The organism is Ligilactobacillus pabuli (assembly GCF_022836475.1).
Lineage (GTDB): Bacteria > Bacillota > Bacilli > Lactobacillales > Lactobacillaceae > Ligilactobacillus > Ligilactobacillus pabuli.
This window is the reverse complement of sequence record NZ_BQXH01000003.1, coordinates 108040-133133: the sequence shown is the minus strand read 5'-3', so window position 1 is coordinate 133133 and position 25094 is coordinate 108040. Positions and strand designations below refer to the sequence as shown.

Sequence of the window (25094 nt, the reverse complement as noted above, 5' to 3'; positions counted from 1 at the left end):
TTTGTTATTATTTACCCTTTTATTATACAACATTGCCATAATTTTTAAAGTCTAAAAACCGACAAAATCAGATTTTTCCTTGAAACCACTTAAACCCGAAGATTTTTACTTATTCTGCGGCTTTAACTTCACTCACCGCCGTGGACTGACTACTTGAATCGCTGCCTTCTTTGGCCTTTTTGTCTAACTTCTCCTTGATCTTTGCTTTTACACTAGAAACGTTAGCCGCATCGTCATCACTTTCGGTCAGTTCTGGAGCGTCAGAATGATAGTCAGTGATGGTTGACTTATCATGATTTTTCGACCATAAACTAGTTGAATTGTTCTTCAACTTCTTTTCCTGCTGCAACAAGTTATAAAAATCATTTTGATAATCATACTTCTTAGGATCGACTGGTACAAAACCGTCTGGCACGTAAAAACGCAATAAGTTCTTATTATTTAATGCATCCGAGAGTCCCAGCGACTGCGTGACCCGTTGCGAGCTTTCGTCAATTTCTTGTTTCACTTTTTTAGACGGATGTGTCACCACATTGCCAGTGCCATTTTCATAAATCGTATTCCCAATTACGGTATAATTTGGCGTCACAAAATTATCATTTCTAAAGGCAACCGTTTGATCATGCTGCGGTGAAAATAGATCTGTACCAAACTGCACGTATTTGCGCGTATCGATGCCCATTAAATGCAGCAATGTTGGTAAGACATCAATTTCCCCACCATATTGTTGCTGGATCCCACCATCGTGCTTACCCGGAACGTGTACCATAAACGGCACGCGTTGCAGCTGGGCGTTATCGTAATCACTCCAGGTGGAAGATGATTTTCCTAACAACTTAGCTAACTTCAAGTTCCGGGTATCTGAGATCCCGTAATGATCTCCATACAAGACAATTACTGAGTTATCATACAAGCCCGATTTCTTCAAATAATCAAAGAACTCGCGCACCGCTTGATCTAGATAATGGGCGGTCACAAAGTAGTTATTAATCGAATTATCCGAGGTATCGGCTGGGGTAAAATCAGTATTCTTTTTATCTAGATTATAAGGGAAATGGTTCGAAACCGTAATGAACTTAGTATAAAACGGCTGTTGCATTCGTTCTAGGTATTTAATGGAGTCATGAAAGAGCAGCTTATCTTTTAAGCCATACTCACTTAGGTTACTTGAGTTTTGATTAAAGTAACTCAGGTCAAAAAAGTTCTGATAACCCATGTTAGGATAAACGCTATTTCGGTTCCAAAATGAGCCATTATTGCCATGAAAGACTGCGGAAGAATAACCGCCATTCTGGTTTAAAATGGCTGGCGCCGCTTCGAAGGTATTATCGGTACCAAGCGCCGAGAATAGTGAGCCCTGCGGCAGCCCAAAGATGCTAGTTTCCAACATGTTTTCCGCATCAGAAGTTTTACCCTGTCCCACTTGGTTAAAGAAGTTTTCAAAACTATACATCTCTTTACTATTGTAGAGACTATTTAAAAATGGCGTCACTTCTTGGTCGTCCAACTTATAGTTCAGTAAAAATTGCTGGAAACTTTCCAAGTGGATCACAATCAGGTTTTTACCCTTCCCTGCCCCAAACATCTGTGGATTCGGCTCAGCGTAGTGGTCACTGGTGTACTGCAAGATCTTATTTAAGTCTGCACCATCTGCCCGGTTACGAGCCTGGTTATTTTTCGCAGTTTTCAAACCATCGTAAACTGTAAAAGCATCGATCCCCAAATATTTAACTAAATAGTTGCGGTCAAACGTCCGCGTCAGCAACTGTGGCCGGTCGATCTCACCCAAGGTTAAATTAAACATTAATGAAAAAATTGCAAATGAGGTAATTGCACTCGCCGTTTTCTTTTTGAGCGGCTGCGGGTCCAGTTTGATCACCCGTGTCACAAGCGCTAATAAGACTAGCACAACATCGACGACCATCACTAGGTCTTGCGGCTTCAATAACGCAAACGAACTGCCGCTGAGTCCCTGTGAGACCGCTGAGTAACCGAAGATGACGTTCATCGTCATAAAATCAGTAAACTCCCGGTAATAGATCACACTAAAAAACAATAGGGCCGTATTCGCGACATAAATTAAAAACATCATCAAATACGACGGTAAAGTTCGCTTAATGTATAACCCAATACTAAATAACAATAACGTTGTCGCAAATGGGTTCACCAGCATGACAAAATACTGATATCCACCTTTAACACCTAGATGAAAGTCGATCAGATACACTAAGATCGTTTTGAGCCAGAATAAAGCTACCAGTAAACTCAAAAAGCCGATCCGGGTATTGAGAAACTCCCGTAATTTTTTAATCTTCACTTTTGATCAAAATCCTTTCAGACACACTTCACATGTATCCTATCAGTCTATACTATTTTTCAAGCAGCCGTCAATTTACCTGCGCTAAATTAGCAAAGATTTAACCTGCTGTGCGTAACTTGCCGGTCTTTCTTAAAAATTGGCACTAAAAAAGAGCTCCGAAAACCTCGAAGCCCTCATTAATGGAGATGGCGGGGATCGAACCCGCGTCCAAGCATATCGCCGCCTAGATATCTACGTTCATATTCATACTATTTATAATCTCGTTTCTAATCACGCCGTATGTCAGGGCGAAAGACTAAAAACCAGCCTGATGATCTCTTTCTTACATTACAGGTGGAAACATAAGACGTAGCCTACAATTATAGGACCCGGAAATCGGCACATAGGCGATGCCGGCCGGATCTACGTTAAAGCTGACTAGGCAGCTAAAGCGTAAGAGTTATTATTATTTTTTGCAGTTATAATTTAACTGAGCGTTTTATGGTAGCCGCAACCTACCAAACGCAATCTAGACTCGACCTATACCTGTCGAATCCAAAACATCCCCATAACTGTTTACAGTATAACACATCCAACCAAAAACGTAAAATCTGCCGACCGCAGCAAGTCGGACAAAAAGCCGCCTCTCCTACCACTTACCTGGATTCCAAACGCGGCCGTCCAGTTCGCCTTCCGTTTGTTCCAAGCGACGATCTTGTTCCATAACAGCTGCCTTTAATTGTTGAAAAAACGCGCGGTCCTCATATTTAGCTGAGTCTTGGATCAGACCGTCACACTGCTCGATCAGCCACTTGCTTTCATCTGTCATAGTTCGTCGCCTTCTTCCACTTGTTTGATCAGTGCCAGTTCATCTTTTAAATCATCTAAGCGATCACTGCGGGTTCCAAATTGATCTGCAAGCAACGCTAAGATCTGCTGCTTTTTGGGATCCGTAGTTTGAGCGGCACGCTGCTCGAGCTGCTCGATCCACCATTTTTCCTGGTCCGCAAATGAATACCCCGCCGGCAATTGCAAATATTGTTGGTAATCCACCAATAACTGCTGGTGTTGCTGGTCAGTTTGATAAGCAAACTGAGCAATCACCAGTGGCGGCAATAACTGGAGGCCTAAATCAATTGCCAGTGCAGCCAATGGACGTAATAATTCACTAAGCGAATAACCTTGACGTTGACCTAACCCAAATTCATGGCTTGGCCGGCCCGTCGAGACAACGAGCCCTAATTCTTTGCCTGCAAGCTTTTCTTTATATGGGCTTAATAAGCAGTCTTCAAACCACTGGTGTAAAACTGCCGGAGCACTGTACCAGTACAGCGGAAACTGTAAAACCAAGCGGTCGACTGCTAAAACGTCCTGCATTTCTTGTTGGGCGTTAAAATGCCCGCCTGCTGGTAAAGTCAGGACTCGACGGTTAATTTCACTGCTGTTTGCGGATTCAAGCGCCTGTGCCAAAAAAGCCTGCGTTCCTGAATCCTGTTCAGTTGGATGTGCTACTAAGATCAGTGTTTTCAATCTCTTTGCCTCCTTACATTTGGTCCATCGTTTCATTTAATAGTTGGTCAACTAAGACGTTCCCCGCATTTTTCGCATGACCTTTTGTCCAGTTCAAAGTTAAATGTGGAAAAAGCGGCAAAAGTGTCTCAATTTCTTGCCAGAGCTCCTGGTTTACAACCGGCGTCCCTCCGGCGGTTTTCCAGCCGCGTTTCTTCCACCCAGCTAGCCAATGCTTGTTAATTGCGTCTAACACATACTTAGAGTCGAGAGTCGCGGAAATCTCTTCTGCCTGCCAACCCTGACGTCCAATAAATTTCAAGGCTTTCACTAATGCCATCACTTCCATCCGGTTATTAGTACTGCCAAATTCACCCGCACTAGCCGTATATTTTTTACCATCTTTGATCACACAAAAGGCCCAGGCAGCTGGATCACTGCTTAAGACATGTTGTCCCCTTTTATTGCCGTGGTTTCTAGTCCCGCCATCGGTCCACATTTGAATCGTTGCCGAACTAGCAGCTTGTGGTTGTGGCTGTTTTTTTGTTGGAGTTGTTTTATTATTTAGCCATTCATTGGCCTCAGTCTGTGTTTTAAAACTTTTAAATTCGGCACCGGGATATCCGCTAACCTGCCGTTGACATTCCGGCCAACTATTAAAAATCCCGGTCTTTTTTCCTCGTCTTACTGCATAATACTTACTTGTCATTTTCTCTGTTCCCCTAGCCTAAGATTTAACTAGTCAATTTTAAACTATTTGTTCTGCAAATGAAAGAAAAGACCATCCATTTTGCTAGGTTCAGCAATAATGAATGGTCTGATTATTTCTAGTCACTTATTGATCCCCCACTTCGACCCGTAAATCATGAACAACGTCTTCTAAGTGTGTTAACGGATCAGACAAGGTTAAATAATACAAACTTTGTAACCCGTTCTTACGAAAAGCTACTAAACCTGCTTCACGTAAAATCTTCAAGTGATGAGAAACTGCTGGTTGTGTAATCGTCATTTGCTCCGTAATTTCTGTGACAGTTAAGCCCTCAGAAAGGTGATTACACAATAAGACAATAATCTTTTGCCGGTTACGATCTGCCAAGGCATTGATCACTTCAAAATCATCAACAAAATTTTCAATTGCATTACTCTGCGCTGCAGTTAATTGAACTGTTGGCATTGTTTTCACGCTCCTTCCATCACGAACGATAACATCGTATATAGAATAGCATGAATAAGCACTCTTAGCAAGCGTTTACATTCAGAGTAACGCAATCAATACGCTAAATATAATAATAAATAGAAAGAAACATCAATAATGTCCCTAACATGACTGCTAAATGCCACCAGACATGGGTATACTTTAAACCTTTAATGCTGTACACTAACGCTCCTAAAGTAAAGGCCACGCCGCCGAAAAACAGTAAAGACATTCCCGACCAGCCTAAGCCATCCAATAGTTGTTTTAAGCCTAACAAACAGGTCCAGCCCATCACAATATAGGCTAAAGTTTCAATTTTTTGTTGACGATTTTTTGCTAGGATATGGTAGAGTGTCCCACCGAGCGCGGTCACCCAGATCACTGCTAGAATGCCCCAGCCAAATTTCCCATCAATGACTAACAAACAATAAGGAGTATAGGTTCCAGCGATTAATAAGTAGATCCCACAATGGTCAAAGATTTGAAAAACACGACTGGCTTTAGTAAAGTACAAACAATGAAATAAGGTGGAAAACAAGTACAAACTAAATAGTGAGATCCCATAGACTAGATAGGCTCCAAAAGCTAAGCCGCTCCCAGAATGGACTCCCTTTAAAATTAACGCAACTAAAGCTGCAATACTCAAGATAATCCCCACACCATGGGTGATCGCACTCCACACTTCATTAATAACTTGACTTCTTTTATCCACGCCTAAGACTCCCTTCAATATTTACTAGTATAGCACAAATGAATACAATATCAATAACATCTAGACTTCAAATCTACATAAATGATAGTAGAGTATGGTATCATAGAGTTAAGAGCAAGATTCTCAGACAAATCAGCGGTCGGTTCCGCACAGCAAACGAGGAGTAGTACAAATGACAGAAATAACGACAGCAAAATTACCAAATTGGGATGACTTTCCTGACCTCGAGATCTATATGGATCAGCTAGTTAATTTAGGCAATCGTTACTTAGCAGACTTAACCACTAATCTGATCACCCCGGCGATGGTCAATTCCTACGTCAAAAAGGGTTTGATCTCACGACCGGTCAAGAAAAAATATCAGCAACAACACCTAGCCGAACTGCTAATGATCTCCTTATTTAAAACGGTGTACTCATTAGACGTGGTTAATCAATTACTGCTGCTGATTTTCGACGAAAATAACGCTCAAGCTGCCTATGAGCAATTTGCCGCTCTCTTTAACGCTGAATTAGCATTGATCATTACCAGGCAAAGTTCAGACAAAATTTTGCCCGCTGAAAATAAACTCACTAAAGTTGAACGTTTTTCCATCCGTGCGGTGATCTATCAACTGTTAGGTCAGCAAGAAATTCAAAAACAAGTTGAAACACATTAATTTGAACGCAAAAAAAGCATCTCTGCTTGAACGGCAGTGATGCTTTTTATTTATGCTTAATTATTATTTGATAGCAGGTGTGCCCATCCAGTCAATAATTTCTTCAACTGTTGCTGTAATAGCATCTGTACCAGGCTTGAGAAGTTTACGTGGGTCAAAGCCCTTACCTTCTTGATCCTTACCTGCTTCGATGTATTTACGTGTAGCAGCAGCGAAAGCTAATTGACATTCAGTGTTGATGTTCAACTTAGCAACACCCATCTTGATAGCTTTAACAACTTGTTCTTGAGGGATACCAGAACCACCATGCAATACAAGTGGTGTCTTGATAACGTCAGCTAATTCTTGCAAACGGTCAAAGTGCAAACCTTTCCAGTTGTCTGGGTATTGGCCATGAATATTACCGATCCCACATGCAAGGTAATCTACGCCTAAATCAGCAATCTTCTTAGCTTCTTCAACATCAGCTAATTCACCTTCGCCAACGATTCCGTCTTCTTCGCCACCAATTGAACCAACTTCTGCTTCAACAGAAATGTTCTTTGAATGTGCTAATTCAACGATTTCTTTAGTCTTAGCATAGTTTTCTTCGAAAGGTAAGTCATGTCCATCGAACATAACTGAAGTATAGCCAGCAGCAATAGCTTCCTTGGCAGCTTCATAGTTACCGTGGTCCAAGTGCATAATAACAGGAACTGTAATGCCCATTACACGCATTTCTTGTTCAACTAAATTTCTAACTAATTCGTAGTCGCCCATGTATTTAGCAGCGCCCATTGATGATTGGATCAAAACAGGAACGTTCTTGTTTTGTGCACCTTGTAAAATAGCACGAGTCCATTCCATATTGTTAGTGTTGAAAGCACCAACTGCATAGTGTCCCTTACGAGCATCTGCAAAGATTTGATTACCATTAACGAATGACATAAAAATAGCCTCCTATAAAGTTTACCCTTAAAATTACTCTTCTTGAGTACAAAATAATTCTACCACATTTTTGCTAAAAAGCGAACTTATTTTGTAGTATTTTTCACGTTATTTGCATAACTTTTTGGAAACTAGACCAATTCCTTCCAATTTTTGAGGTAAAAAGAGGCATTTAATCTTCCTGGGACCCCAATTCTGTGATCCTCCCCCGGGTAGTGTAGACGATCCACTCTGCGATGTTTGTCACATAGTCCCCAATTCTTTCAAGGTGATTACTCAGTTTCATATAATCTAGGCCTTCAATTGCAAAATCAGGAGCGGCTTTAATTTTAGTTAACAACAGTTGATTGAGTTGTTTAGCATACTCATCTGTTAGTTGGTCTTTTTCAGAAACTTTCACTGCCAAATCTTCATCTAAGTCAGCATAAGCTTGCAAAATTTCAGTTAACATCTCTTGGTTATTGGCTGCCATTTGTAATAGTAATTGATTTAATTCCGGATCACTAGGTCCTAAAGGCGCTCTGGTCGCCTTTCGCGCAATATGCACGGTATGGTCTGCCAACCGTTCTAAATCAGAACTAGCCTTTAAAATGGCGACAATTTTGCGCAAGTCTCCAGCAACTGGTTGTTGCAGCGCAATAATTTGGGCTGAACTCCCTTCCAAATGTGTTTCTTGTTCATTAATTTTTTCATCGCCTTGCAGAACTGTTCGAGCTAAAGCTGCGTCACTATTTTTCCAGGCTTCTACCGCATTTTGATAAGCTGTCGCGACGTTTAACCCCATCGTGATAAAATCAGCTTTTAACTCCTTGATTTGTTGTTCTAGTAGTTTACTCATCTTTCCACCTCATCTATCTAACCAAATCGGCCGCTTAAATAATCATCTGTCTCCTGCTTTTTTGGTTCCACAAAAATTTCTTTAGTCGGTCCACTCTCGATCAAACTTCCATTCAAGAAAAAGGAAGTTGTTTCGGAAATACGGGAAGCCTGCTGCAAATTATGCGTCACAATAATACAGGAATAATCTTCACGCAAAGTCAGCAACATCTCTTCAATCAAATTACTAGAGACTGGATCTAATGCACTAGTTGGTTCGTCTAGTAAGATCACTGACGGTTGGACCGCCAAGACCCGCGCGATACAAACCCGCTGCTGTTGTCCGCCGGATAAAGATAAGGCACTATCTCCCAGTTGATCTTTAACCTCCTCCCAGACTGCCGCCTGCTTTAAACTTTGCTCAACTCTTTCATCTAAAAATTCTTTAGATTGTCGTCCACTTAATTTTAAGCCATAGGCAACATTTTCATAAATTGAAAATGGAAATGGATTGGGTTGCTGAAATACCATGCCCACTTGACGTCTCAATTCGACCGTATCAGTTTTAGGCTGGTAAATATCCACCCCATCAAGTTCAATTTCACCCGTAATTTTAACTGAAGGGATTAAATCATTCATCCGGTTTAAGCAGCGAAGATAAGTGGACTTACCACACCCAGATGGTCCGATCAAAGCATGGATCCCAGTTTGTGGAAAAGCAAGGTTGATCCCCTTGAGCGCTTCTTTTTGCCCATAAAATAAATGGACGTCTTTTGTTGTCAGATATTCGTTCACCATCTGACCTCCTTTTCTTAGCCAAAATTACCAGAAACATAATCATCAGTCGCACGCTTTTGTGGAAAAGTAAAAATATTTTTAGTCTGCGCATATTCGATCACATGACCTAAATGAAAAAAGGCCGTGTAATCACTAACGCGAGAAGCTTGCTGCATATTATGCGTCACAATAATGATCGTGTAGTTCTTTTTTAACTCCATCATTGTTTCTTCAACCTTTAGTGTTGAGATAGGGTCAAGCGCACTCGCTGGTTCATCCATCAATAAGATATCCGGCTGCATGGCGATCGCCCGGGCAATGCACAGCCGCTGTTGTTGTCCGCCTGATAAAGATAAAGCACTTTTGTTTAAATCGTCTTTAACTTCATCCCATAAGGCAGCTTGCTTTAAACTGGTTTCAACGATCTCATCAAGCTTTTTTTGCTCCTTGATCCCATTTTCGCGAACTGCAAATGTAATATTATCACGAATTGATTTGGAAAAAGGATTCGGTCGTTGAAAGACCATCCCGATTTGCTTGCGCATTTGATAGACGTTGATCTGAGGTGAATTAACATCCAAGCCGCGATACCAGATCTGGCCAGTGACTCGTGCTACCCCATCATTCATCCGATTCAACGACCGTAAAAACGTTGATTTGCCAGAACCGGAAGCTCCAATTAAGGATGTGATCTTATAGCGTTCGAATTGTAAAGACCCGTCATAAAAAGCGTGATTTTTACCATAATAAACCTGCAGATCTTTTGTAGTCAAAGCTAACTCAGTTTGTTGCGGATCAAATTGTAAAATCTCTGTATCATTCAAATCGTATTTGCCAACATCCATCGTCTCGCCTCCATTGCTTTTTGATTAAATTATTTGTCCGCGGAAGTCAACTTGCGGTGCAGTCGATTCCCCAGATAACGTGCGGATAAGTTAAACAGTAACACGACAATAATTAGCACTGCCGAAGTTCCTGCCGAAACTGCCGCTGCATCCGGCATGATCCCTTCGGAGTTTATTTTCCAAATATGCACTGCCAAGGTTTCTGCTGGTCGTGACCAGTTTAGCGGACTTGCTGCATCAAATGGGTTCCAGTTAGTAAAGTCGATCACTGAAGCACTCTGTCCAGCGGTATAGATCAATGCAGCTGCTTCGCCAAAGACCCGCCCCGCGCCTAAAACTACCCCAGTCACGATCCCGGGAACTGCTTCTGGAATAATGACTTTTAAAACCGTCGTCCATTTGGATAAGCCCAATGCTAAGCCGGCTTCTCGTTGCAAATTAGACACACTCTTTAATGACTCTTCCACATTGCGAGTTAACAGCGGCAAGTTAAAGAACGTTAAGGCGATCGCCCCTGCAATCAAGGAGAAGCCTAGTTTAAACTGAACTACAAATAACAAAAAGCCAAACAAGCCAACTACCACTGAGGGTAATGAACTTAAAATTTCAATTGCCATTCGAATCACTTCTGTCAGCCAGTTTTTGGGCGCATATTCCGCTAAAAAGATTCCCGCTCCCAACGAGATCGGCAACGAAAGCAGCAGAGTCAAAACTAAGAGGTAAAAGGAATTAAAGAGTTGGTAAGCAATTCCTCCGCCGGCCACGAATTCTTGGGAAGCAGTCGTTAAAAACCGCCACGAAATATGTGGGACTCCTTGCAGTAAAATCCTGCCTAATAAAAAGGCTAGGATCACAACCACTAGTCCTGTGATGACTTTGATCGTAGTCAGGGCCAGTTTATTCATCGTTTTCGGATTCATTATATCCGCCCCTTTCGACCGATCCACTTCACAACTAAGTTAAACAGTAATGACATTAACAATAAGACCAATGCTAGTGACCACAAGGCATTATTTCCGACTGTCCCCATGACTGTATTACCAATACCCATCGTTAACACACTGGTTAGAGTTGACGACGCTGTCAGCAGCCCATGCGGCATCAAAGTCGCATTTCCGATCACCATTTGAACAGCTAAGGCCTCACCAAAGGCTCGTGCCATCCCAAAAACGATGGCGGTCAAAATTCCTGGTAAAGCTGCCCGTAAAGTTACTTTATACATTGTTTGCCATTCTGTCGCTCCTAACGCTAACGAGGCAGCTTGATAATGGCTAGGCACTGCGCGTAAGCTGTCCACTGTGAGTGAGGTGATTGTTGGCAAGACCATAACAAACAACACGAAAGCTCCCGATAAGATTCCATAACCAGAACCGCCGAAATGTTCTCTAACAAAAGGAACTACGACATTTAAACCAATAAAGCCATAAACGACCGACGGAATCCCGACCAGCAACTCAGTCACACTTTGGAGAAGTTTTTGACCGTGTTTTCCCGCCAGTTGTGTCATGTATAAAGCTGTTCCCAGCGCAAATGGTGTCGCAAAGATCACGGCTAAAACCGTTACTCCAAAGGAACCAGCAATCATTGGCAAAGCTCCCACTAAGGGACGACCATCTTTGCCCATCGTGGTTGGTGACCAATCTGTGGTAAACAAGAAATCACGTAAACTAGCGTGGTCTTTCGTAAAAGTTGCTAGGCCTTTAGAGGCAACAAACATAAAAATTGAACAAACAACCGCAACGATCAGGATAATTGCTGCATAGCTCAACAATTGTCCCCAAATTTCTTGGCGTGTTTCTTTAGATCTGGTTTGAATCTTTGTTTTAATCGGATCCATCATTAACCACCTCGCTTGACTTAGTTGTGACCTGCCCGTTTTCATCCTTCACAACTTGCATTTTTTGAATCGGAATATAGTGTAACCGTGGTAGTAATTTAGTTTGCACTGCAGCAGAATTTTGCATGAAATATAGCAGCGCACGAACTTCCGGGCTAGTTTTTTGCTTAGTATACATATGTTCATAACCCCATAGCGGCCAACGGTTAGTTGTCACGTTATTCACGGTTGGTGTAACCCCTGCAATTTTTAAAGTAGTAAATGTTTTTTTCAAATAAGGGAAAGAAACATAAGAAATTGCACCTGGTGTATCAGCAACCATGCGTTGAACTGAGCCATTCGAGTCTTGTTCTTGGGCCTTCATCTTTTTAGCATCTTGGATAACTGCTTCATCAAATATTGCACGCGTCCCGCTGCCATGCGCCCTGTCAATTACCACGATCGGGATATTTTTCCCACCTAGCTGTTGCCAGTTTTGATACTGTCCAGTAAAAATTCCACGGAGTTGGGTCAGAGTCAAATCAGTCACCCCGACTCCATGATTAACGATCGGAGCGACACCAATCACAGCGATACGATGATCAACTAATTTTTCAGCCTGAATACCTGACTGGTTTTCTGCGAAAATATCAGAGTTTCCAATTTCAACTGCTCCGCTTTGAACTTGACTTAAGCCAGTCCCCGACCCTCCGCCTTGAACCGTAACTTTTTGTGCCGGATTTTTTTTCAGATACTCATGTGCACCCATTTCAACCACGGGCTGCATGGCACTTGAGCCAACGATTTGAATCGGTTTAACCTTTTTTTGTGCGGGCTGTGAACAGGCAGTCAATACTAAAAGCAACCCCAGCACAGTCCAAAATAACTGTTTATTTTTCATGGCTTTCCTTCCCTTTCACCTATTATTCTACTGATTTGATGTAAAGGGTCTTCTTGTTTTATGTAAAGAACGTGTAAAGATTTATACACAGAGCGGAGTGAGACGGTTAAGAGACGAGCATGATTGGACTAGGGCAGAATATCGCGAATTTCAGCGATGGGCTGTCCTAGTTGAATCAGCGGAATCTCTTGTCTCACGGAGCTCGACTACATACACAGAGCGGAAAAACTCGCTTAGAAGACGAGCACTAAAGAGAAAAAAGCTTTAATGCGTTCTTAGCATTGAAGTTTTTTTCTGATTAGGCGGAATCTTCTGAGTTTTGGAGCTCGACTACAAATACAGAGCAGAATGAGACGACTAAGAGATGAGCAGATCAGAGACTAACCTTCTATATTTTTTTAGCATTAACTAATCAAAAAAGCCAGCCGACTTTTTAGCCGAACTGACTTTCTAGATTAACTTAGCTGCTTGTGCTTAAGCAACATGATTTTCACGCAAAATTGCTTCAACTACTGCCTCAATTTCTGGTGGTCTGGTCCATTCTTCAAAATGATCCATCTCTTCAGTTGGCATAGTGAAGTTCTCATTCACAAATTTTTCATACTTGATCACGCTAGATGAACGTGGAATGTTGAGCTGCAGGATGCGGACCTCTTTAATAAAGCCCCTAACAGCAGCTAATTCTGCCCGCCCATTTTGAACCATGTTAGAGATTTCATAGTAACTAGACCCGTCATTGCGGGTAATTTCTTCGATTAAAGTTAAGACTTCATTACTCACTATTAACACCCTTTCCCAGTAAATTATAGCTGGCTCTACCCCTCACGTCAAAAAACCACCGACAGGAGAAACTGTCGGTGGCGGCATAAGAGAGAAAGAGAATTGATTAGAAGGTAAATTACTAAATACCTTACTTAACAAGTATAGCTTAACTTGAAAGCGGTGTCAATGAAAATAAAAAAATATTTTGATGTACATCAAGCCCTATCATTACAACGAAAATTTCAGTAAAACTGATTACTTAACAAGTCCAATTCATCCTTGCAATTCCAGACCAAACTGGCGTTTTTTTTGAACTTTGCCTACCTTTTATCATATAATAACACTAAGGTTCATTAAATATTTTGACTAGGAGGAACATTCAAATGATCAACAAAAAACAATTTGTTTTTAGCCAAAAGATTGCTTTAATCATCATCTGCGGACAGCTCATTTTAAAACTCTTCCACTTTGCCAAACTGACAGCCAGTATCGCGACGATCTTCGCCATTTTTCATATCTGGGCACTCTTGCTCATCGCCGCTGGAATGTTATTTTACTACTTATTCTTAGCCAGCATTTTTTACTTAGGCTGTCGCATTTTAAATTATACCTTCAACTTAATTTACCATTAAAAAAAATCTAGGGCAGCAGCTAATTAACTGTCCTAGATTTTTTATTTTGTCGAACTATTCCAGCGAGTTTTTTCGCCATGTGTTCGAATCGAGCTACTCAAAGCAACTCCTTACTCCTTGCGCCTATCCCTGCTTAAACCGCATTAAAGGTCAATCTCAGATATGCTCAGGAGTTAACCGCTTTGTTCCGCTCTCTGTTTTATTCTACGCCGACTTCTTCTTTGACTACCGCAACGATTTCCATCACATAGTCATGCACTAATTCTGGTGTGGCTGCTTCTGCCATGACCCGTAGTAAGTTTTCTGTCCCACTTGGGCGAACTAAGACGCGACCTTCACCAGCCATCTTGCCTTCAACTTCAGCAATCTTCGCCTGAATCTTTTCGTTATTTAAAGCAGCCTTCTTATCTTGAACACGCACGTTCACTAATTCTTGTGGATAAGTTTGCACTTCGGCTGCTAATTCTGATAATTTCTTACCAGTTTGTTTCATCACGTTTAATAGCTGCAAGGCAGTTAACATCCCGTCACCAGTGGTATTAAAGTCTAAGAAGACCACGTGACCAGATTGTTCGCCGCCGACGTTATAACCGTTTTTCAGCATTTCTTCGACAACATAACGGTCACCAACTTGAGTTTTAACTGAAACTAAGTCGTTTTTCTCCATCGCTTTGTACAAGCCGAGGTTACTCATAACTGTTGTAACGATCGTATCTTTCTTTAGACGACCGCGGCCATCCATGTACTTCCCACAGATGTACATGATTTTGTCACCATCAACGATTGCACCAGTTTCATCGACTGCAATGCACCGATCTCCATCGCCGTCAAAGGCAACACCAACCTGGGCACCCTGTTCAACTACAAATTTACTTAAAGCTTCTGGATGAGTTGAGCCCACATGGTCATTAATGTTTAAACCATCAGGATTAGTTGCCATTGTTTCAAAATCTGCACCTAGATCTGCAAACAAGTTTGAGACAATCGCACTTGTAGCACCATTAGCGCCATCAATCGCAACATGCATGCCGTCTAAATCATCAGGAATAGTTTGTTCCAAGAACTGAACGTATTTCAAGGCACCTTCATGATATTCGCTGATCATGCCTAAACCTTCAGCTGATGGCCGTGGCAAAGTATCAGTGTCCATTTCTAATAATTCTTCGATTTCTTCTTCCTTAGCATCTGACAACTTGTAGCCGTCACCACCAAAGAACTTGATTCCGTTATCTTGGACTGGATTATGCGAAGCGGAGATCATGACCCCGGCATCAGCATCTTGCAAACGTACCAGATAAGCCACTCCAGGGGTAGTGATCACACCTAATGGAAAGACTTCGATCCCGACAGACAATAGTCCTGCAATCAATGCCTCCTGTAACATTTCGCCAGAGATCCGAGTATCACGTGCAACCAAAACTCGTGCCGGCTGGTCTGGATTTTTCTTATGTTTCGTTAAAATGTAGCCCCCACAACGACCAAGTTTAAATGCAAGTTCGGGACTTAAAGTTTCATTTGCGATCCCTCTAACACCATCTGTACCAAAATATTTCATTACTTTATTTGCTCCTTACCGTTTTAATTATCTTAATTTTTTCTACAGTCTCTATTTATTCAGCTCCTGCTTCAACATTAGCTGAGCTAGAACTGGAACTTTCAGTCGAAGAACTTGATGATTCACTAGATTGCGACTCATCTTCAGATTGATTTTTATTCGGTATTTCTTCTTCAGTTGTTTCTTTGTTACCAGTTGTTGGACTAGTATTAGTTGATCCTTGCGAACTATTGTCAGCCGCACTCTTTTCATCTGTCACATTAATTGTGACTTGAATGGAGCTCGGTGAAACTGCAGTAATGCCAGACCGGTCTGAATCGAGTGAAATCGTCCGTGTTTCATTGTCATTCACCCCAACTAAAGATACTGGAACTTCTAGGCTATCAATCTTTTTTAACGCATCTTTAGTTCCTGTCAAAGTCACGTATTTGGTGTCTGTTGAAAAGCTATATTTCTTCCCAGCTACTCCCTGACCACCAGAAACCAAATGAACGGGCACCTTTTTATCTGATGAAGCTAAATAAATCGGAATATTGACCCGAGTGGCCTCTGGTGAAATTGTGACAGATAGTTCCTTACCTGCTGAGTCGATTGCACGTAATAAAACATTCCGTGACGTGCTTTTTTTACTGTTTTCTGGCAAATTAACGTCAGCGACGACACTCTCGATTTTTTTAATATCACTAGCGGCACCAGTCACCTTAACTGACTGTCGACTCGCGCTGGCAACACCAGTGGCATAGCCTTTAGCGATTCGGGTCGAATCATAACGAACCTGGACTGGAAAGGATGCATGACCTTTTTTGCTGATTTTAACTTTAATTTCAGTTGGCGTTGGTCTGGCACTAATTTCAGAACTTAAACCAGAAACCTTTAATTTCACTGTATGCACCCCGGGCTTTAAACCATGCAAGTCAGCGTTTAACTGAAAGTTGCCAGTATTTTGGGCTGCTTTCACTAGTCCGCTTGGCCCGATCAACGAAATTTTTGCCGTTTGCTGTGCACCATCAACATAATACTTGTCACTATCATAACTATAGTTAATTTCTTTTTTAACACTAGCACGCGTATTTTTCATGAGTGAGGTACTAATTTGTGATTGATTATCACCCGATGAATGTTCTGAGTTAACATAGACGAACAAAAAAACTGTAAACAATAGTGCTAATAAACTATAAGCAACTTTTGAATTTAAAGCTTGAGCTATTTTCACCGTTTAGCTCCCCCCTTAAAAATTCCTTCGAAAAATTGCGTGATCAGATTACCTTTCTTGCTATCTTCCGCTGGGATCAATTCATTACTTAAGAGTTTCAAATAATCATCTCGCGATAAATCGCGAATCAACTCGCTATTTTTAGTGATCGTCACGCCCCCAGTTTCTTCAGAAACCACGATTGTCAACGCATCGGTCACTTCACTGATTCCCACTGCTGCCCGGTGTCTGGTCCCTAATTCTTTCGGGATCAAATTACTTTCTGACAACGGTAAATAGGCTGCGGCAACCGCAATTTTATTATCGCGAATAATGACCGCACCATCATGCAACGGCGTATTAGGAATGAAAATATTGATCAATAATGCTCCAGTTACTTCTGCATCCAAGTCGATCCCTGTTTCAATATAATCTTCCAATCCTGTATTCATTTGGATGGAGATCAAAGCACCGATCCGACGCTTTGACATATACTGAATCGCTTGATCTAAGGCTTGAACTAGTTTCTTTTCCTTCTCATTTTCTCGCTTATTAGCAGCGAACAACGAACTGCGTCCCAAATGTTCCAAACCGCGGCGAATTTCTGGTTGGAACACCACAATAATTCCAATCACACCCCAGTTAATGATCTGATCCATGATCCATGACACAGTGTGCAACCCTAACCAAGCACTTAAAACCTTGATCAAAACAATGATCACAACACCCTTAAAGAGCTGGATTGCTTTGGTGCCCCGAACCAACATCATCAACTTGTAGAAAACATACCACACGACCAGAATATCTAACAAATCTGTTAGATTCCGCCATGTTACCAAATTACCCCAGTCAAAGGACACTTTAAATTCCCTCCTTTGAAAAAATTTTACTTTTTCATTATACCACAGCGGCCTGTTTCTATCGAGTAAACCGCCACAAAACCGCTAACTGTCACTAAAATCCAGACCTTAAAAATCTATAAAGTTCTTCACTTTTTTTCTTAAAATCAGGTGAATTTAGTAACTCTTTGTGCCTAGACCTGCTAAAATATAATGAATGACTTTTCGAAATTAAGGGGGCGGCTCATGACACAAAAAATTAAATGGCTGATCAGGCTCTCTTATTGGGCATACATGTTTTACATCTATCTGACTGTTTTTCGTCAGGGTGGAACCTTTAGCTTTTTACTGCTAAATACCTTTCTGGGCTATCTCCCCATCGAAATTGCCCTCCACATCAACCATCGCCAGTCAGGCCTGATTTTTTACTTGCTGATCATCTTGTGGCTCCTGTTTTATCCCAACGCACCCTATCTCTTAACTGACTTTTTCCATTTGGCGCGCTTGAACCCCTTTGATCCGCAAACTGGCTTAATGAACTTTGACTTGCATATTTGGCTGACCTTGACCAATATTTTAGTTAGTGCACTATCCTGTACAATTCTTGGGACCTGGAGTTTAGAATATATCGCTGAACAAATTTTGTTAAAACTCCATGTCACTTCCAAGTGGCTGCGTAATGGTTTAATTACCTTTTTCATTCTCGCCTCTTCTGTCGGAATCTACGTCGGACGTTTTTTGCGGTTGCATACCGCCTATCTCTTCTTGAGTCCGCAGTTAGTCGTCAATGATTTAATGCAAATGTGGAATCCGCGAATGTTGATTTTCGTATTATTCATGTCAATTATTCAAATGGTCGTTTGGGTATGCTTACACTGTTACCTCAAAATCAATTCTCCGACCAGCCTAAAAGATCAAGCATCTTAACCCATAGAATTTTTCAAATATTACCCTTGCATGTTTCTTTTCACAGGAACATGCTTTTTTGTGTTTAGCTGCCTGCAAAAGCAACTAATTCTGTGCGATCAATCTTTAAAAGCTCATACAAAAAGAGCTCCCTCCCAGCGAAGGAACTCCTTTTTTAGTTAAGCTTGTTCTTGTCCTAAAATCCGGACTTCAGTTTCTAGGTCCACGCCAAATTGCTCTTTGATCACTGCTTGAACGTGATGGATCACATTCATATAATCAGTTGCAGTTGCGCCGCCCTTGTTAACGATAAACCCAGCATGCTTGGTTGAGATCTGTGCACCGCCAATTTGGTAGCCCTGTAACCCAGCATCATGAATCAACTTGCCGGTAAAGTAGCCTTGTGGGCGTTTAAAAACACTCCCGCAAGATGGATATTCTAAGGGTTGCTTAGATGCTCGCAAGAAATTCAACTGGTCCATTTGGTCACGAATTTGGCATTGTGGTTTTTCCGTTAAAGTAAAGGTTGCCTGCACCACGATCGATTGTTCTTCTTGAATGCGACTATGACGGTAGCTCAGGTCTAATTCTTCATTTGTATACTTCTTTAAATTACCAGCATAGTCAACTACTAACACTTCGCTGACCGCGTCTTTAATTTCACCACCATAGGCACCAGCATTCATAAATATCGCACCACCGACACTACCAGGGATCCCAGCGGCAAATTCCAAGCCGGATAACCCGGCGGCACATGCCACCTGAGTCGTTTTGATCATAGCAGCTCCAGCTTGGGCTGTCACTTGTTTACCATTAACTGTCACCGCATTCATACTGGTCAAAATGATAACTAAGCCTTTTATACCGCCGTCTTTGACGATCAGATTACTGGCGTTGCCTAAAATGGTCAACGGTAAGTCCTTTTGTTGGGCCCACTGGCATAAAACTTTTAACTCCGAGATATCTTTGGGAAATGCCAGGTAGTCTGCCGGTCCCCCGGTACAGGTGTTGGTATAATGAGCTAACGGTTCATCGGTTAAAATTTCAATCTTCGCTAAATTTTCTGTTGTAATTTTCTGAATTCCAGTCATTTGTCTTTCCTCGCTTACTGAATTGTACTACAGTTGATTTTACCATTTTTCCAGAAAAAAACACTTTTTTCCTTTGGTAAACACTGTCTGAAACACATCAATTGTAACTCACAATAACCCTAAAAACACGCATCGCCAACTTTAATTTTTTTCCAATTTAGTCTGACTGAAGTTTACAAGCCACTGATTTTTGGCTATATTAACATAGTAAGAATTTATTTAATTCCAGCAAATGATTGATTTATTCACCATCTTCTGGCAGAAAGGAGGTCCACGATGGATTTTATCGCCCTAGATTTTGAAACCGCTAGTCCTAAAAGACATAGCGCCTGCTCTCTAGCATTGACCGTTGTCCGGCAAAACCAAGTCGTTGACGAAATGTACTCATTGATCAAACCACCGACTGAGTTTGCCCCTGGCAACGTCCGCATTCATGGAATTACGGCGAGAGATGTTGCTAATTCACCGACTTTTCCGGAACTTTGGCCGCATATCACCAACTTTTTTGGACCCAATAAACTAATTGTTGCTCACAACGCAGCTTTTGACGTCAGTGTTTTACGTAAAACACTTGGTTTTTATCAATTAGATATTCCTAATTTTCTCGTATTGGATACTTTAAAAACAAGTCGCCAATTATTAAAAGGTTTGCCAAACTACAAACTAAACACGGTCTGTGATTATCTGTCAGTTTCATTAAAGCACCATCATAATGCCTTAGCCGACAGTCAGGCCTGTGCCCAAATTTTGTTATCCGAAGCTCAACAATTTGGCACCGATGTTTTAAAACCGCTTGTTAAAGCATATTAATACTCAGAGCGGAACAAGCCGGTTAAGACTCGAGCACTATCAGAGCTCGATCTTTAATGCGTATTTGACATTGAAGTTCATTTCTTATTAGGCGGAATCTTCTGAGTTTTGGAATTCGGCTAAGAAAACAGAGCCAAACATCTTACATTAGCAAATTTAGTTCACCTAAAAACAGCAGTTGAATTGCCAGCCTGCACCACTTCCAATTAGAGAAGCGGTGCAGGCAGCATTCAACTGCTGTTTGTTTGCTATTATTTTAATGTCGCCAATAAATCAAGATAGCGTGAACCATGGGCCGTCAAGCTGAGCGTCCGTTCATCATCATGCTCCGCACTTTTCTGAAAGGAAATTGCGAGAAATTCCGTGGGCAGATCTTCAGCTGCAAATTGCGGCCATTCTACGACACAGACTCCATCACCGTCAAAATACTCTTCCAAGCCTAAATCAGCGGTCCCACTTTCTTCCAGACGATACACATCCATATGATAAAGCGGTAAACGCCCCTCAGTATACTCTCGGATCAACGTATAAGTCGGGCTTTTCACATTGCGAGTGATCCCCAACCCCAAAGCTAAACCTTTGGTGAAAGTTGTTTTCCCCGCACCAAGCTCTCCTTGCAGCAGTATCACATCACCCGCCTGTAAGTGTTGTGCCAGACGTGAGGCAATCGCTTGCGTTTCCTCAACAGTATGTGCAATCAAGTCCATCTTCATTCATCTTCCTATTTCTAAAATTAGCCCATGACAGCTTGAGCAGCAGTCAAAACGGCCACGTTATATACATCTTGTTCGTTACATCCACGTGACAAGTCAGAAACAGGTTCGTTTAAGCCCTGCAAGATCGGTCCAATGGCTTCAAAGCCGCCAAAGCGTTGGGCAATCTTGTAGCCAATGTTACCAGCTTCCAATTCAGGGAACACGAAGACGTTGGCATGGCCAGCAACTTCTGAGTTCGGTGCTTTTTGAGCAGCAACAGTTGGGACAAAGGAAGCATCAAATTGTAATTCACCATCGAGGGCCAATGAAGGAGCCATCTTGTGGGCCAATTCTGTTGCTTCAACCATCTTATCAACCTGTTCGCCTTTAGCTGAACCTTTAGTTGAGAAGCTCAACATTGCCACTTTAGGGTCAATGTCAAACAAACGGGCAGTGTCAGCACTAGTTACGGCGATTTCTGCCAAATCTGCAGCGGTTGGATCAATATTGATCGCGCAGTCAGAGAAGACATAAGTTTCTGCACCTTCATCACGAGTCATGATAAAAGCACCACTAGTCCGTTTCAAACCTGGTTTAGTTTTAATGATCTGCAAAGCAGGACGAACTGTGTCGCCTGTTGGATGAGAAGCACCTGAAACTAAGCCGTCAGCCTTGTGCATGTAGACTAACATCGTACCAAAATAGTTGACATCTTTCAACCATTCACGTGCTTGTTCTGGAGTGTTCTTACCCTTACGGCGTTCAACGAATTGGTTAACCATTTCGTCAAACTCAGCCTGTGGATATTGTTCAATATCAATGACCGTCACGTTAGCTGGAATATCCTTGCCCAGTTCATGTGCGATTTCCTTAACTTTATCTTCGTTACCTAAAACAATGGGATTGATCAAACCATCTTGAGCTAAACGTAAAGCAGCACCTAACACACGTTGATCTTCGCCTTCTGGAAAGACTAATGATTTATCTTGTCCTTTGATTTTACCTTTTAGTTTTGTGAATAGATCCATGATTAATTCCTCCTAAGTATTAGTTGTCGCACTCATCGCGACAATGAGCTAGTTTCAGCACTGTTTGGCTGAGTTGATTTAAATTGCTTGAAGCATCCTAGAGCCAGCTACATTTTAGTCTTGCTCATTCGCCCTAGTGACCGTCGTTGGCAACTGCCAATCGATCGGCTGCTCTCCCATGGCAGTCAACGCCGCATTTGTTTTAGAAAATGGACGTGAACCGAAAAAGCCACGGTAAGCCGACAAAGGACTCGGATGTGGTGCTTGAATGATCACATTGTTATTTTGATTGATCAACTTGCTTTTAGCTTGTGCTGATTTCCCCCATAAAATAAAAATTACAGGCTGCGCACGTTCGGACAACCGTTCAATTGCCACGTCAGTTAATTGTTCCCACCCATGATCCCGGTGAGAATTAGCTTGTCCATCCCGAACGGTCAAAACAGAGTTCAGTAACAAAACCCCCTGCTTGGCCCATTTTTCCAAGTAACCATGGTTGACTGGTTGAATTCCTAGGTCACTTTCCAGTTCAGTATAGATATTGCGTAACGACGGTGGGATCGGGACACCTGGCAAAACAGAAAAACTGCAGCCATGTGCCTGATGAGCGCCATGATAAGGATCTTGGCCTAAGATCACGACTTTTACATCTGAAAAAGCTGTCCATTCAAACGCCTGAAAAATGTGGAACATATCCGGATGAATCGTATAATTCTGGTACTCTTCCTTCAAAAAATTATGTAATTCACGGTAATAATCCTTTTCAAACTCTGGTTCTAAAACTTTTTGCCAATCATTGTGTAACAACGTTTTCATAAAAACACCTCGCTCTAATGATACCATAAATAAAGCGCTTTATTCGAAAGAAAAGCAAAAAATTTTCATTATTGTGAATTTTTAACAAATAAATTAAGCTAATTAGAAACATTTGCTTGTTTTTTTGAATTCTTCTAATCTAAATCTATCGAACTTCACTAATCTTCATGATAAAATGGATGGGAGAAAAGAAAAGTGAGGTCACGAGAAGATGTTACAATTAATTGCTTCAGATATGGACGGAACGATGCTTAACGACCAAATGATTATTTCAGATTACAATGTCGCCGCAATTAAACACGCCCAAGCAAAAGGCGTCAACTTTATTGTTTCGACTGGACGTGCCTATAAAGAAGTTAAACCCCTCTTGGATCAAGCAGGTGTTTCCTGTCCGTTGATCACTTTAAACGGTGCACTAGTTCTTGATGAAAATGGTAAAACATTAAGTTCTGCCCCGCTTGCCGATACGATGGCGCAAAAATTAATGGTTTTGTTAAAAAAAGCTGGACTTTATTTTGAAGTGATCACTTCGATCGGTGTTTGTTCAGATAACCGTGCAGCTCGAATTGAAAATTTTGCTGAATTATTATCTAGTATTGATTCCTCAACGCCTTTCAAACTAGCGGTCAGCTTAGCGTCAGCTCGGCTGGAATTAATGGACATTAATTACGTTGATAACTACTATGATCTCGTTTCTGACCCACACATTCAGATTTTTAAAATTGTTGCTTTTAGTCCGGAAGGTCAAGCCGGTTTAGCCCAAGTTCGGAGTCAAATTGCCAAGCATAAATCTCTGGTGATCACTTCATCAGGCTCTGGTAATATCGAAATTAACCATATTAATGCTCAAAAAGGGCTCGCCTTGCAAGCTTATGCGGACCGACTCAACGTTCCATTAGATAATGTCATGTCCTTAGGCGACAACAATAACGACTTATCGATGATCAAAGCGGCAGGGATCAGTTATGCGATGGAAAATGCCACCGACGAAATTAAATTAGCAGCCAACCACCTCACCACCCGCAACACTGAAAATGGTGCTGGTAAAGCAATTGAAGAACAGTTAGCCCTATTACCATAAAAGCAGCGGCAACAGCCACTTGACGGTCAGAGATAGGAAGTGAACGAGTCATGCGGTCCTTATATGCACAACGGATCGGTTTTTCAAAAAAAGGCGTCACGACCATTAAAGATCATGACGATCACATTATTTATTTTATCACTGGTCGCTGGGGACTAGTTCACGACACCATAGAAGTCCATACCGTTTCAGGGGAACTTTTAGCGGAGATCAAACAATCTTCTCTTGGTTTTTTTCCTCGGTTTGACCTATATGTCTCTGGTCGAAAAGTTGGCTCATTTCGCCGGTACTACGGGGTCAGTTCTGAAATGTTGTTCGTTAAGGGACTCAACTGGTTTTTAATTGGCAACTTGACGAACTTTCGCTATCGCGTCTACGCTGGTCGTGACAATGTCATGCAAACTGGTGATATCGAAAAACACGGTCAGCCCTACATTAAGTTTCAGGTTCAACACCAGGCTGATGAACCCTTATGTTTATGTATTGCGGCAGTCTTGGATTATTGGGCGACTACTGGTAAACATGTCCATGAACCTCAACGTCATGTCCACCACGCCCGCCCCACTTTTGACTAACATTACCGTACCAATCAAACAGAACTCTATCTGATCAGGTAGGGTTCTGTTTTTCTCGTTTAAAACTAAGCTGCACCAAAAAAGGCTTTAGTACACTCCTCTAGGAGTATACTAAAGCCTGCTTTTTTGTGTTTTAATGTCCACGTTAACTTTACTGAACATGTTTTTGACTAGAAATTAATAATTCTTGAGTGTCCGTTGAATCTCACGTTCTTGATCACGACGCTTGATCGACTCACGCTTATCGTAATCACGTTTACCTTGGGCAACCCCAATTAAAACTTTCGCAAAACCATGTTTAATGTAAACCTTGAGTGGTACAAGTGTGATCCCTTTTTTAGAGGTTTCCTGCTCAAGTTTGAGAATTTCTTTTTTATGCAAAAGAAGTTTTCGATTCCGCAAAGGATCATGATTAAACTGATTTCCCTGATCATAGGGTGAAATATGGACATTCATCAACCATGCTTCACCATTTCTGATTTGGGCAAAACCATCTTTCAAATTGATCCGGGCAGCACGAACTGATTTGATCTCAGTTCCGGTTAAAGAAACCCCTGCCTCGATCGTGCTTAAAATATAGTAATCATGACTCGCCTTCCGGTTTTGAGCCAAGGGACGTGAATGCTGTTTTTTCTGAACCATTTCGCTCATCCTCCA

At 41.7% G+C, this 25094-nt stretch carries 28 protein-coding genes and 1 other RNA gene; 6 read left to right on the top strand and 23 right to left on the bottom strand.

What is annotated here, in order from left to right; all coding sequences use genetic code 11:
* Positions 1–109: 109 nt before the first annotated feature.
* From LPAF129_RS02655 to trhA, 7 genes are all read right to left on the bottom strand, one after another.
* Positions 110–2317 carry an LTA synthase family protein gene (locus LPAF129_RS02655; RefSeq protein WP_244054609.1) on the bottom strand — a complete coding sequence of 736 codons (2208 nt, stop codon included), beginning with the start codon at positions 2315–2317 and terminating at the stop codon, positions 110–112.
* A 180-nt stretch (positions 2318–2497) separates the two neighbouring features.
* Positions 2498–2867: a transfer-messenger RNA gene (ssrA, locus tag LPAF129_RS02650) on the bottom strand.
* Positions 2868–2948: 81 nt separating this feature from the next.
* Positions 2949–3128, bottom strand: a complete 180-nt coding sequence (locus tag LPAF129_RS02645; protein WP_244054608.1) for a hypothetical protein — start codon at positions 3126–3128, stop codon at positions 2949–2951.
* Positions 3125–3829, bottom strand: a complete 705-nt coding sequence (locus LPAF129_RS02640) for an NAD(P)H-dependent oxidoreductase (RefSeq protein ID WP_244054607.1) — start codon at positions 3827–3829, stop codon at positions 3125–3127. The genes LPAF129_RS02645 and LPAF129_RS02640 overlap by 4 nt, the downstream gene beginning before the upstream one ends.
* Before the next feature lie 13 nt (positions 3830–3842).
* Positions 3843–4517, bottom strand: a complete 675-nt coding sequence (locus tag LPAF129_RS02635) for a ribonuclease H family protein (RefSeq protein ID WP_244054606.1) — start codon at positions 4515–4517, stop codon at positions 3843–3845.
* 126 nt (positions 4518–4643) lie between these two features.
* On the bottom strand, positions 4644–4982 hold the full coding sequence (locus LPAF129_RS02630; protein WP_244054605.1) for an ArsR/SmtB family transcription factor: 339 nt from the start codon (positions 4980–4982) through the stop codon (positions 4644–4646).
* A gap of 103 nt (positions 4983–5085) precedes the next feature.
* Positions 5086–5715 carry a PAQR family membrane homeostasis protein TrhA gene (gene trhA / locus LPAF129_RS02625; RefSeq protein WP_244054604.1) on the bottom strand — a complete coding sequence of 210 codons (630 nt, stop codon included), beginning with the start codon at positions 5713–5715 and terminating at the stop codon, positions 5086–5088.
* A 172-nt stretch (positions 5716–5887) separates the two neighbouring features.
* Here trhA and LPAF129_RS02620 point away from each other — a divergent pair, with 172 nt between their 5' ends.
* Entirely contained in the window at positions 5888–6373 is a 486-nt protein-coding gene (locus LPAF129_RS02620; protein WP_244054603.1) for a DUF1836 domain-containing protein, read from the top strand.
* Positions 6374–6436: 63 nt separating this feature from the next.
* Here the strand turns inward: LPAF129_RS02620 and fba are convergent, their stop codons facing one another.
* The 8 genes from fba to LPAF129_RS02580 form a co-directional block, all read right to left on the bottom strand.
* The gene (fba, locus tag LPAF129_RS02615) at positions 6437–7300 is read right to left on the bottom strand and encodes a class II fructose-1,6-bisphosphate aldolase (RefSeq protein ID WP_244054602.1); all 864 of its coding nucleotides are present in this window, start codon (positions 7298–7300) and stop codon (positions 6437–6439) included.
* A gap of 172 nt (positions 7301–7472) precedes the next feature.
* Positions 7473–8138 carry a phosphate signaling complex protein PhoU gene (gene phoU / locus LPAF129_RS02610; protein WP_244054601.1) on the bottom strand — a complete coding sequence of 222 codons (666 nt, stop codon included), beginning with the start codon at positions 8136–8138 and terminating at the stop codon, positions 7473–7475.
* A 17-nt stretch (positions 8139–8155) separates the two neighbouring features.
* Entirely contained in the window at positions 8156–8914 is a 759-nt protein-coding gene (gene pstB / locus LPAF129_RS02605; RefSeq protein WP_373875025.1) for a phosphate ABC transporter ATP-binding protein PstB, read from the bottom strand.
* Positions 8915–8928: 14 nt separating this feature from the next.
* A complete protein-coding gene (pstB, locus tag LPAF129_RS02600; protein WP_244054599.1) occupies positions 8929–9738 on the bottom strand; it encodes a phosphate ABC transporter ATP-binding protein PstB in 810 nt (269 codons plus the stop codon).
* Positions 9739–9767: 29 nt separating this feature from the next.
* Positions 9768–10658 carry a phosphate ABC transporter permease PstA gene (gene pstA / locus LPAF129_RS02595; protein WP_244054598.1) on the bottom strand — a complete coding sequence of 297 codons (891 nt, stop codon included), beginning with the start codon at positions 10656–10658 and terminating at the stop codon, positions 9768–9770.
* Positions 10658–11575 carry a phosphate ABC transporter permease subunit PstC gene (pstC, locus tag LPAF129_RS02590; protein ID WP_244054597.1) on the bottom strand — a complete coding sequence of 306 codons (918 nt, stop codon included), beginning with the start codon at positions 11573–11575 and terminating at the stop codon, positions 10658–10660. Before pstC ends, pstA begins: the two co-directional genes overlap by 1 nt.
* Positions 11562–12455, bottom strand: coding sequence for a phosphate ABC transporter substrate-binding protein (locus LPAF129_RS02585; RefSeq protein ID WP_244054596.1), 894 nt, complete (start codon positions 12453–12455; stop codon positions 11562–11564). Before LPAF129_RS02585 ends, pstC begins: the two co-directional genes overlap by 14 nt.
* A gap of 474 nt (positions 12456–12929) precedes the next feature.
* Positions 12930–13238 (bottom strand): hypothetical protein, encoded by a 309-nt coding sequence (locus tag LPAF129_RS02580; protein WP_244054637.1) that lies wholly within the window; start codon positions 13236–13238, stop codon positions 12930–12932.
* Between the two features lie 362 nt (positions 13239–13600).
* On the opposite strand from LPAF129_RS02580, the gene LPAF129_RS02575 reads away from it, so the two are divergent.
* On the top strand, positions 13601–13849 hold the full coding sequence (locus tag LPAF129_RS02575) for a hypothetical protein (protein WP_244054595.1): 249 nt from the start codon (positions 13601–13603) through the stop codon (positions 13847–13849).
* A gap of 199 nt (positions 13850–14048) precedes the next feature.
* Here the strand turns inward: LPAF129_RS02575 and glmM are convergent, their stop codons facing one another.
* From glmM to cdaA, 3 genes are read right to left on the bottom strand one after another with little or no spacing between them, the layout of a single operon-like run.
* A complete protein-coding gene (gene glmM, locus LPAF129_RS02570) occupies positions 14049–15404 on the bottom strand; it encodes a phosphoglucosamine mutase (protein ID WP_244054594.1) in 1356 nt (451 codons plus the stop codon).
* A 55-nt stretch (positions 15405–15459) separates the two neighbouring features.
* Positions 15460–16617 (bottom strand): CdaR family protein, encoded by a 1158-nt coding sequence (locus tag LPAF129_RS02565; protein ID WP_244054593.1) that lies wholly within the window; start codon positions 16615–16617, stop codon positions 15460–15462.
* Positions 16614–17456: a diadenylate cyclase CdaA gene (cdaA, locus tag LPAF129_RS02560; RefSeq protein WP_244054592.1), complete on the bottom strand. Its 843-nt coding sequence runs from the start codon at positions 17454–17456 to the stop codon at positions 16614–16616. Before cdaA ends, LPAF129_RS02565 begins: the two co-directional genes overlap by 4 nt.
* Before the next feature lie 225 nt (positions 17457–17681).
* On the opposite strand from cdaA, the gene LPAF129_RS02555 reads away from it, so the two are divergent.
* On the top strand, positions 17682–18362 hold the full coding sequence (locus tag LPAF129_RS02555) for a DUF1361 domain-containing protein (RefSeq protein ID WP_244054591.1): 681 nt from the start codon (positions 17682–17684) through the stop codon (positions 18360–18362).
* A gap of 158 nt (positions 18363–18520) precedes the next feature.
* On the opposite strand, the gene murB is transcribed toward LPAF129_RS02555, so the two are convergent.
* Positions 18521–19432, bottom strand: a complete 912-nt coding sequence (murB, locus tag LPAF129_RS02550; RefSeq protein WP_244054590.1) for a UDP-N-acetylmuramate dehydrogenase — start codon at positions 19430–19432, stop codon at positions 18521–18523.
* A gap of 276 nt (positions 19433–19708) precedes the next feature.
* On the opposite strand from murB, the gene LPAF129_RS02545 reads away from it, so the two are divergent.
* On the top strand, positions 19709–20242 hold the full coding sequence (locus tag LPAF129_RS02545; protein ID WP_244054589.1) for a 3'-5' exonuclease: 534 nt from the start codon (positions 19709–19711) through the stop codon (positions 20240–20242).
* 251 nt (positions 20243–20493) lie between these two features.
* Here the strand turns inward: LPAF129_RS02545 and tsaE are convergent, their stop codons facing one another.
* The 3 genes from tsaE to LPAF129_RS02530 all read right to left on the bottom strand — a co-directional run bounded on the left by tsaE (position 20494) and on the right by LPAF129_RS02530 (position 22781).
* On the bottom strand, positions 20494–20949 hold the full coding sequence (tsaE, locus tag LPAF129_RS02540) for a tRNA (adenosine(37)-N6)-threonylcarbamoyltransferase complex ATPase subunit type 1 TsaE (protein WP_244054588.1): 456 nt from the start codon (positions 20947–20949) through the stop codon (positions 20494–20496).
* A gap of 26 nt (positions 20950–20975) precedes the next feature.
* Positions 20976–21965 carry a phosphate acetyltransferase gene (pta, locus tag LPAF129_RS02535; protein ID WP_244054587.1) on the bottom strand — a complete coding sequence of 330 codons (990 nt, stop codon included), beginning with the start codon at positions 21963–21965 and terminating at the stop codon, positions 20976–20978.
* 114 nt (positions 21966–22079) lie between these two features.
* Positions 22080–22781: a uracil-DNA glycosylase gene (locus LPAF129_RS02530; RefSeq protein ID WP_244054586.1), complete on the bottom strand. Its 702-nt coding sequence runs from the start codon at positions 22779–22781 to the stop codon at positions 22080–22082.
* 211 nt (positions 22782–22992) lie between these two features.
* Here LPAF129_RS02530 and LPAF129_RS02525 point away from each other — a divergent pair, with 211 nt between their 5' ends.
* Positions 22993–23862: a Cof-type HAD-IIB family hydrolase gene (locus LPAF129_RS02525; RefSeq protein ID WP_244054585.1), complete on the top strand. Its 870-nt coding sequence runs from the start codon at positions 22993–22995 to the stop codon at positions 23860–23862.
* A 50-nt stretch (positions 23863–23912) separates the two neighbouring features.
* The gene (locus LPAF129_RS02520) at positions 23913–24437 is read left to right on the top strand and encodes an LURP-one-related/scramblase family protein (RefSeq protein WP_244054584.1); all 525 of its coding nucleotides are present in this window, start codon (positions 23913–23915) and stop codon (positions 24435–24437) included.
* Between the two features lie 177 nt (positions 24438–24614).
* Here LPAF129_RS02520 and smpB read toward each other — a convergent pair whose 3' ends face one another.
* Positions 24615–25079, bottom strand: coding sequence for an SsrA-binding protein SmpB (gene smpB, locus LPAF129_RS02515; RefSeq protein WP_244054583.1), 465 nt, complete (start codon positions 25077–25079; stop codon positions 24615–24617).
* Between the last annotated feature and the right edge of the window lie 15 nt (positions 25080–25094).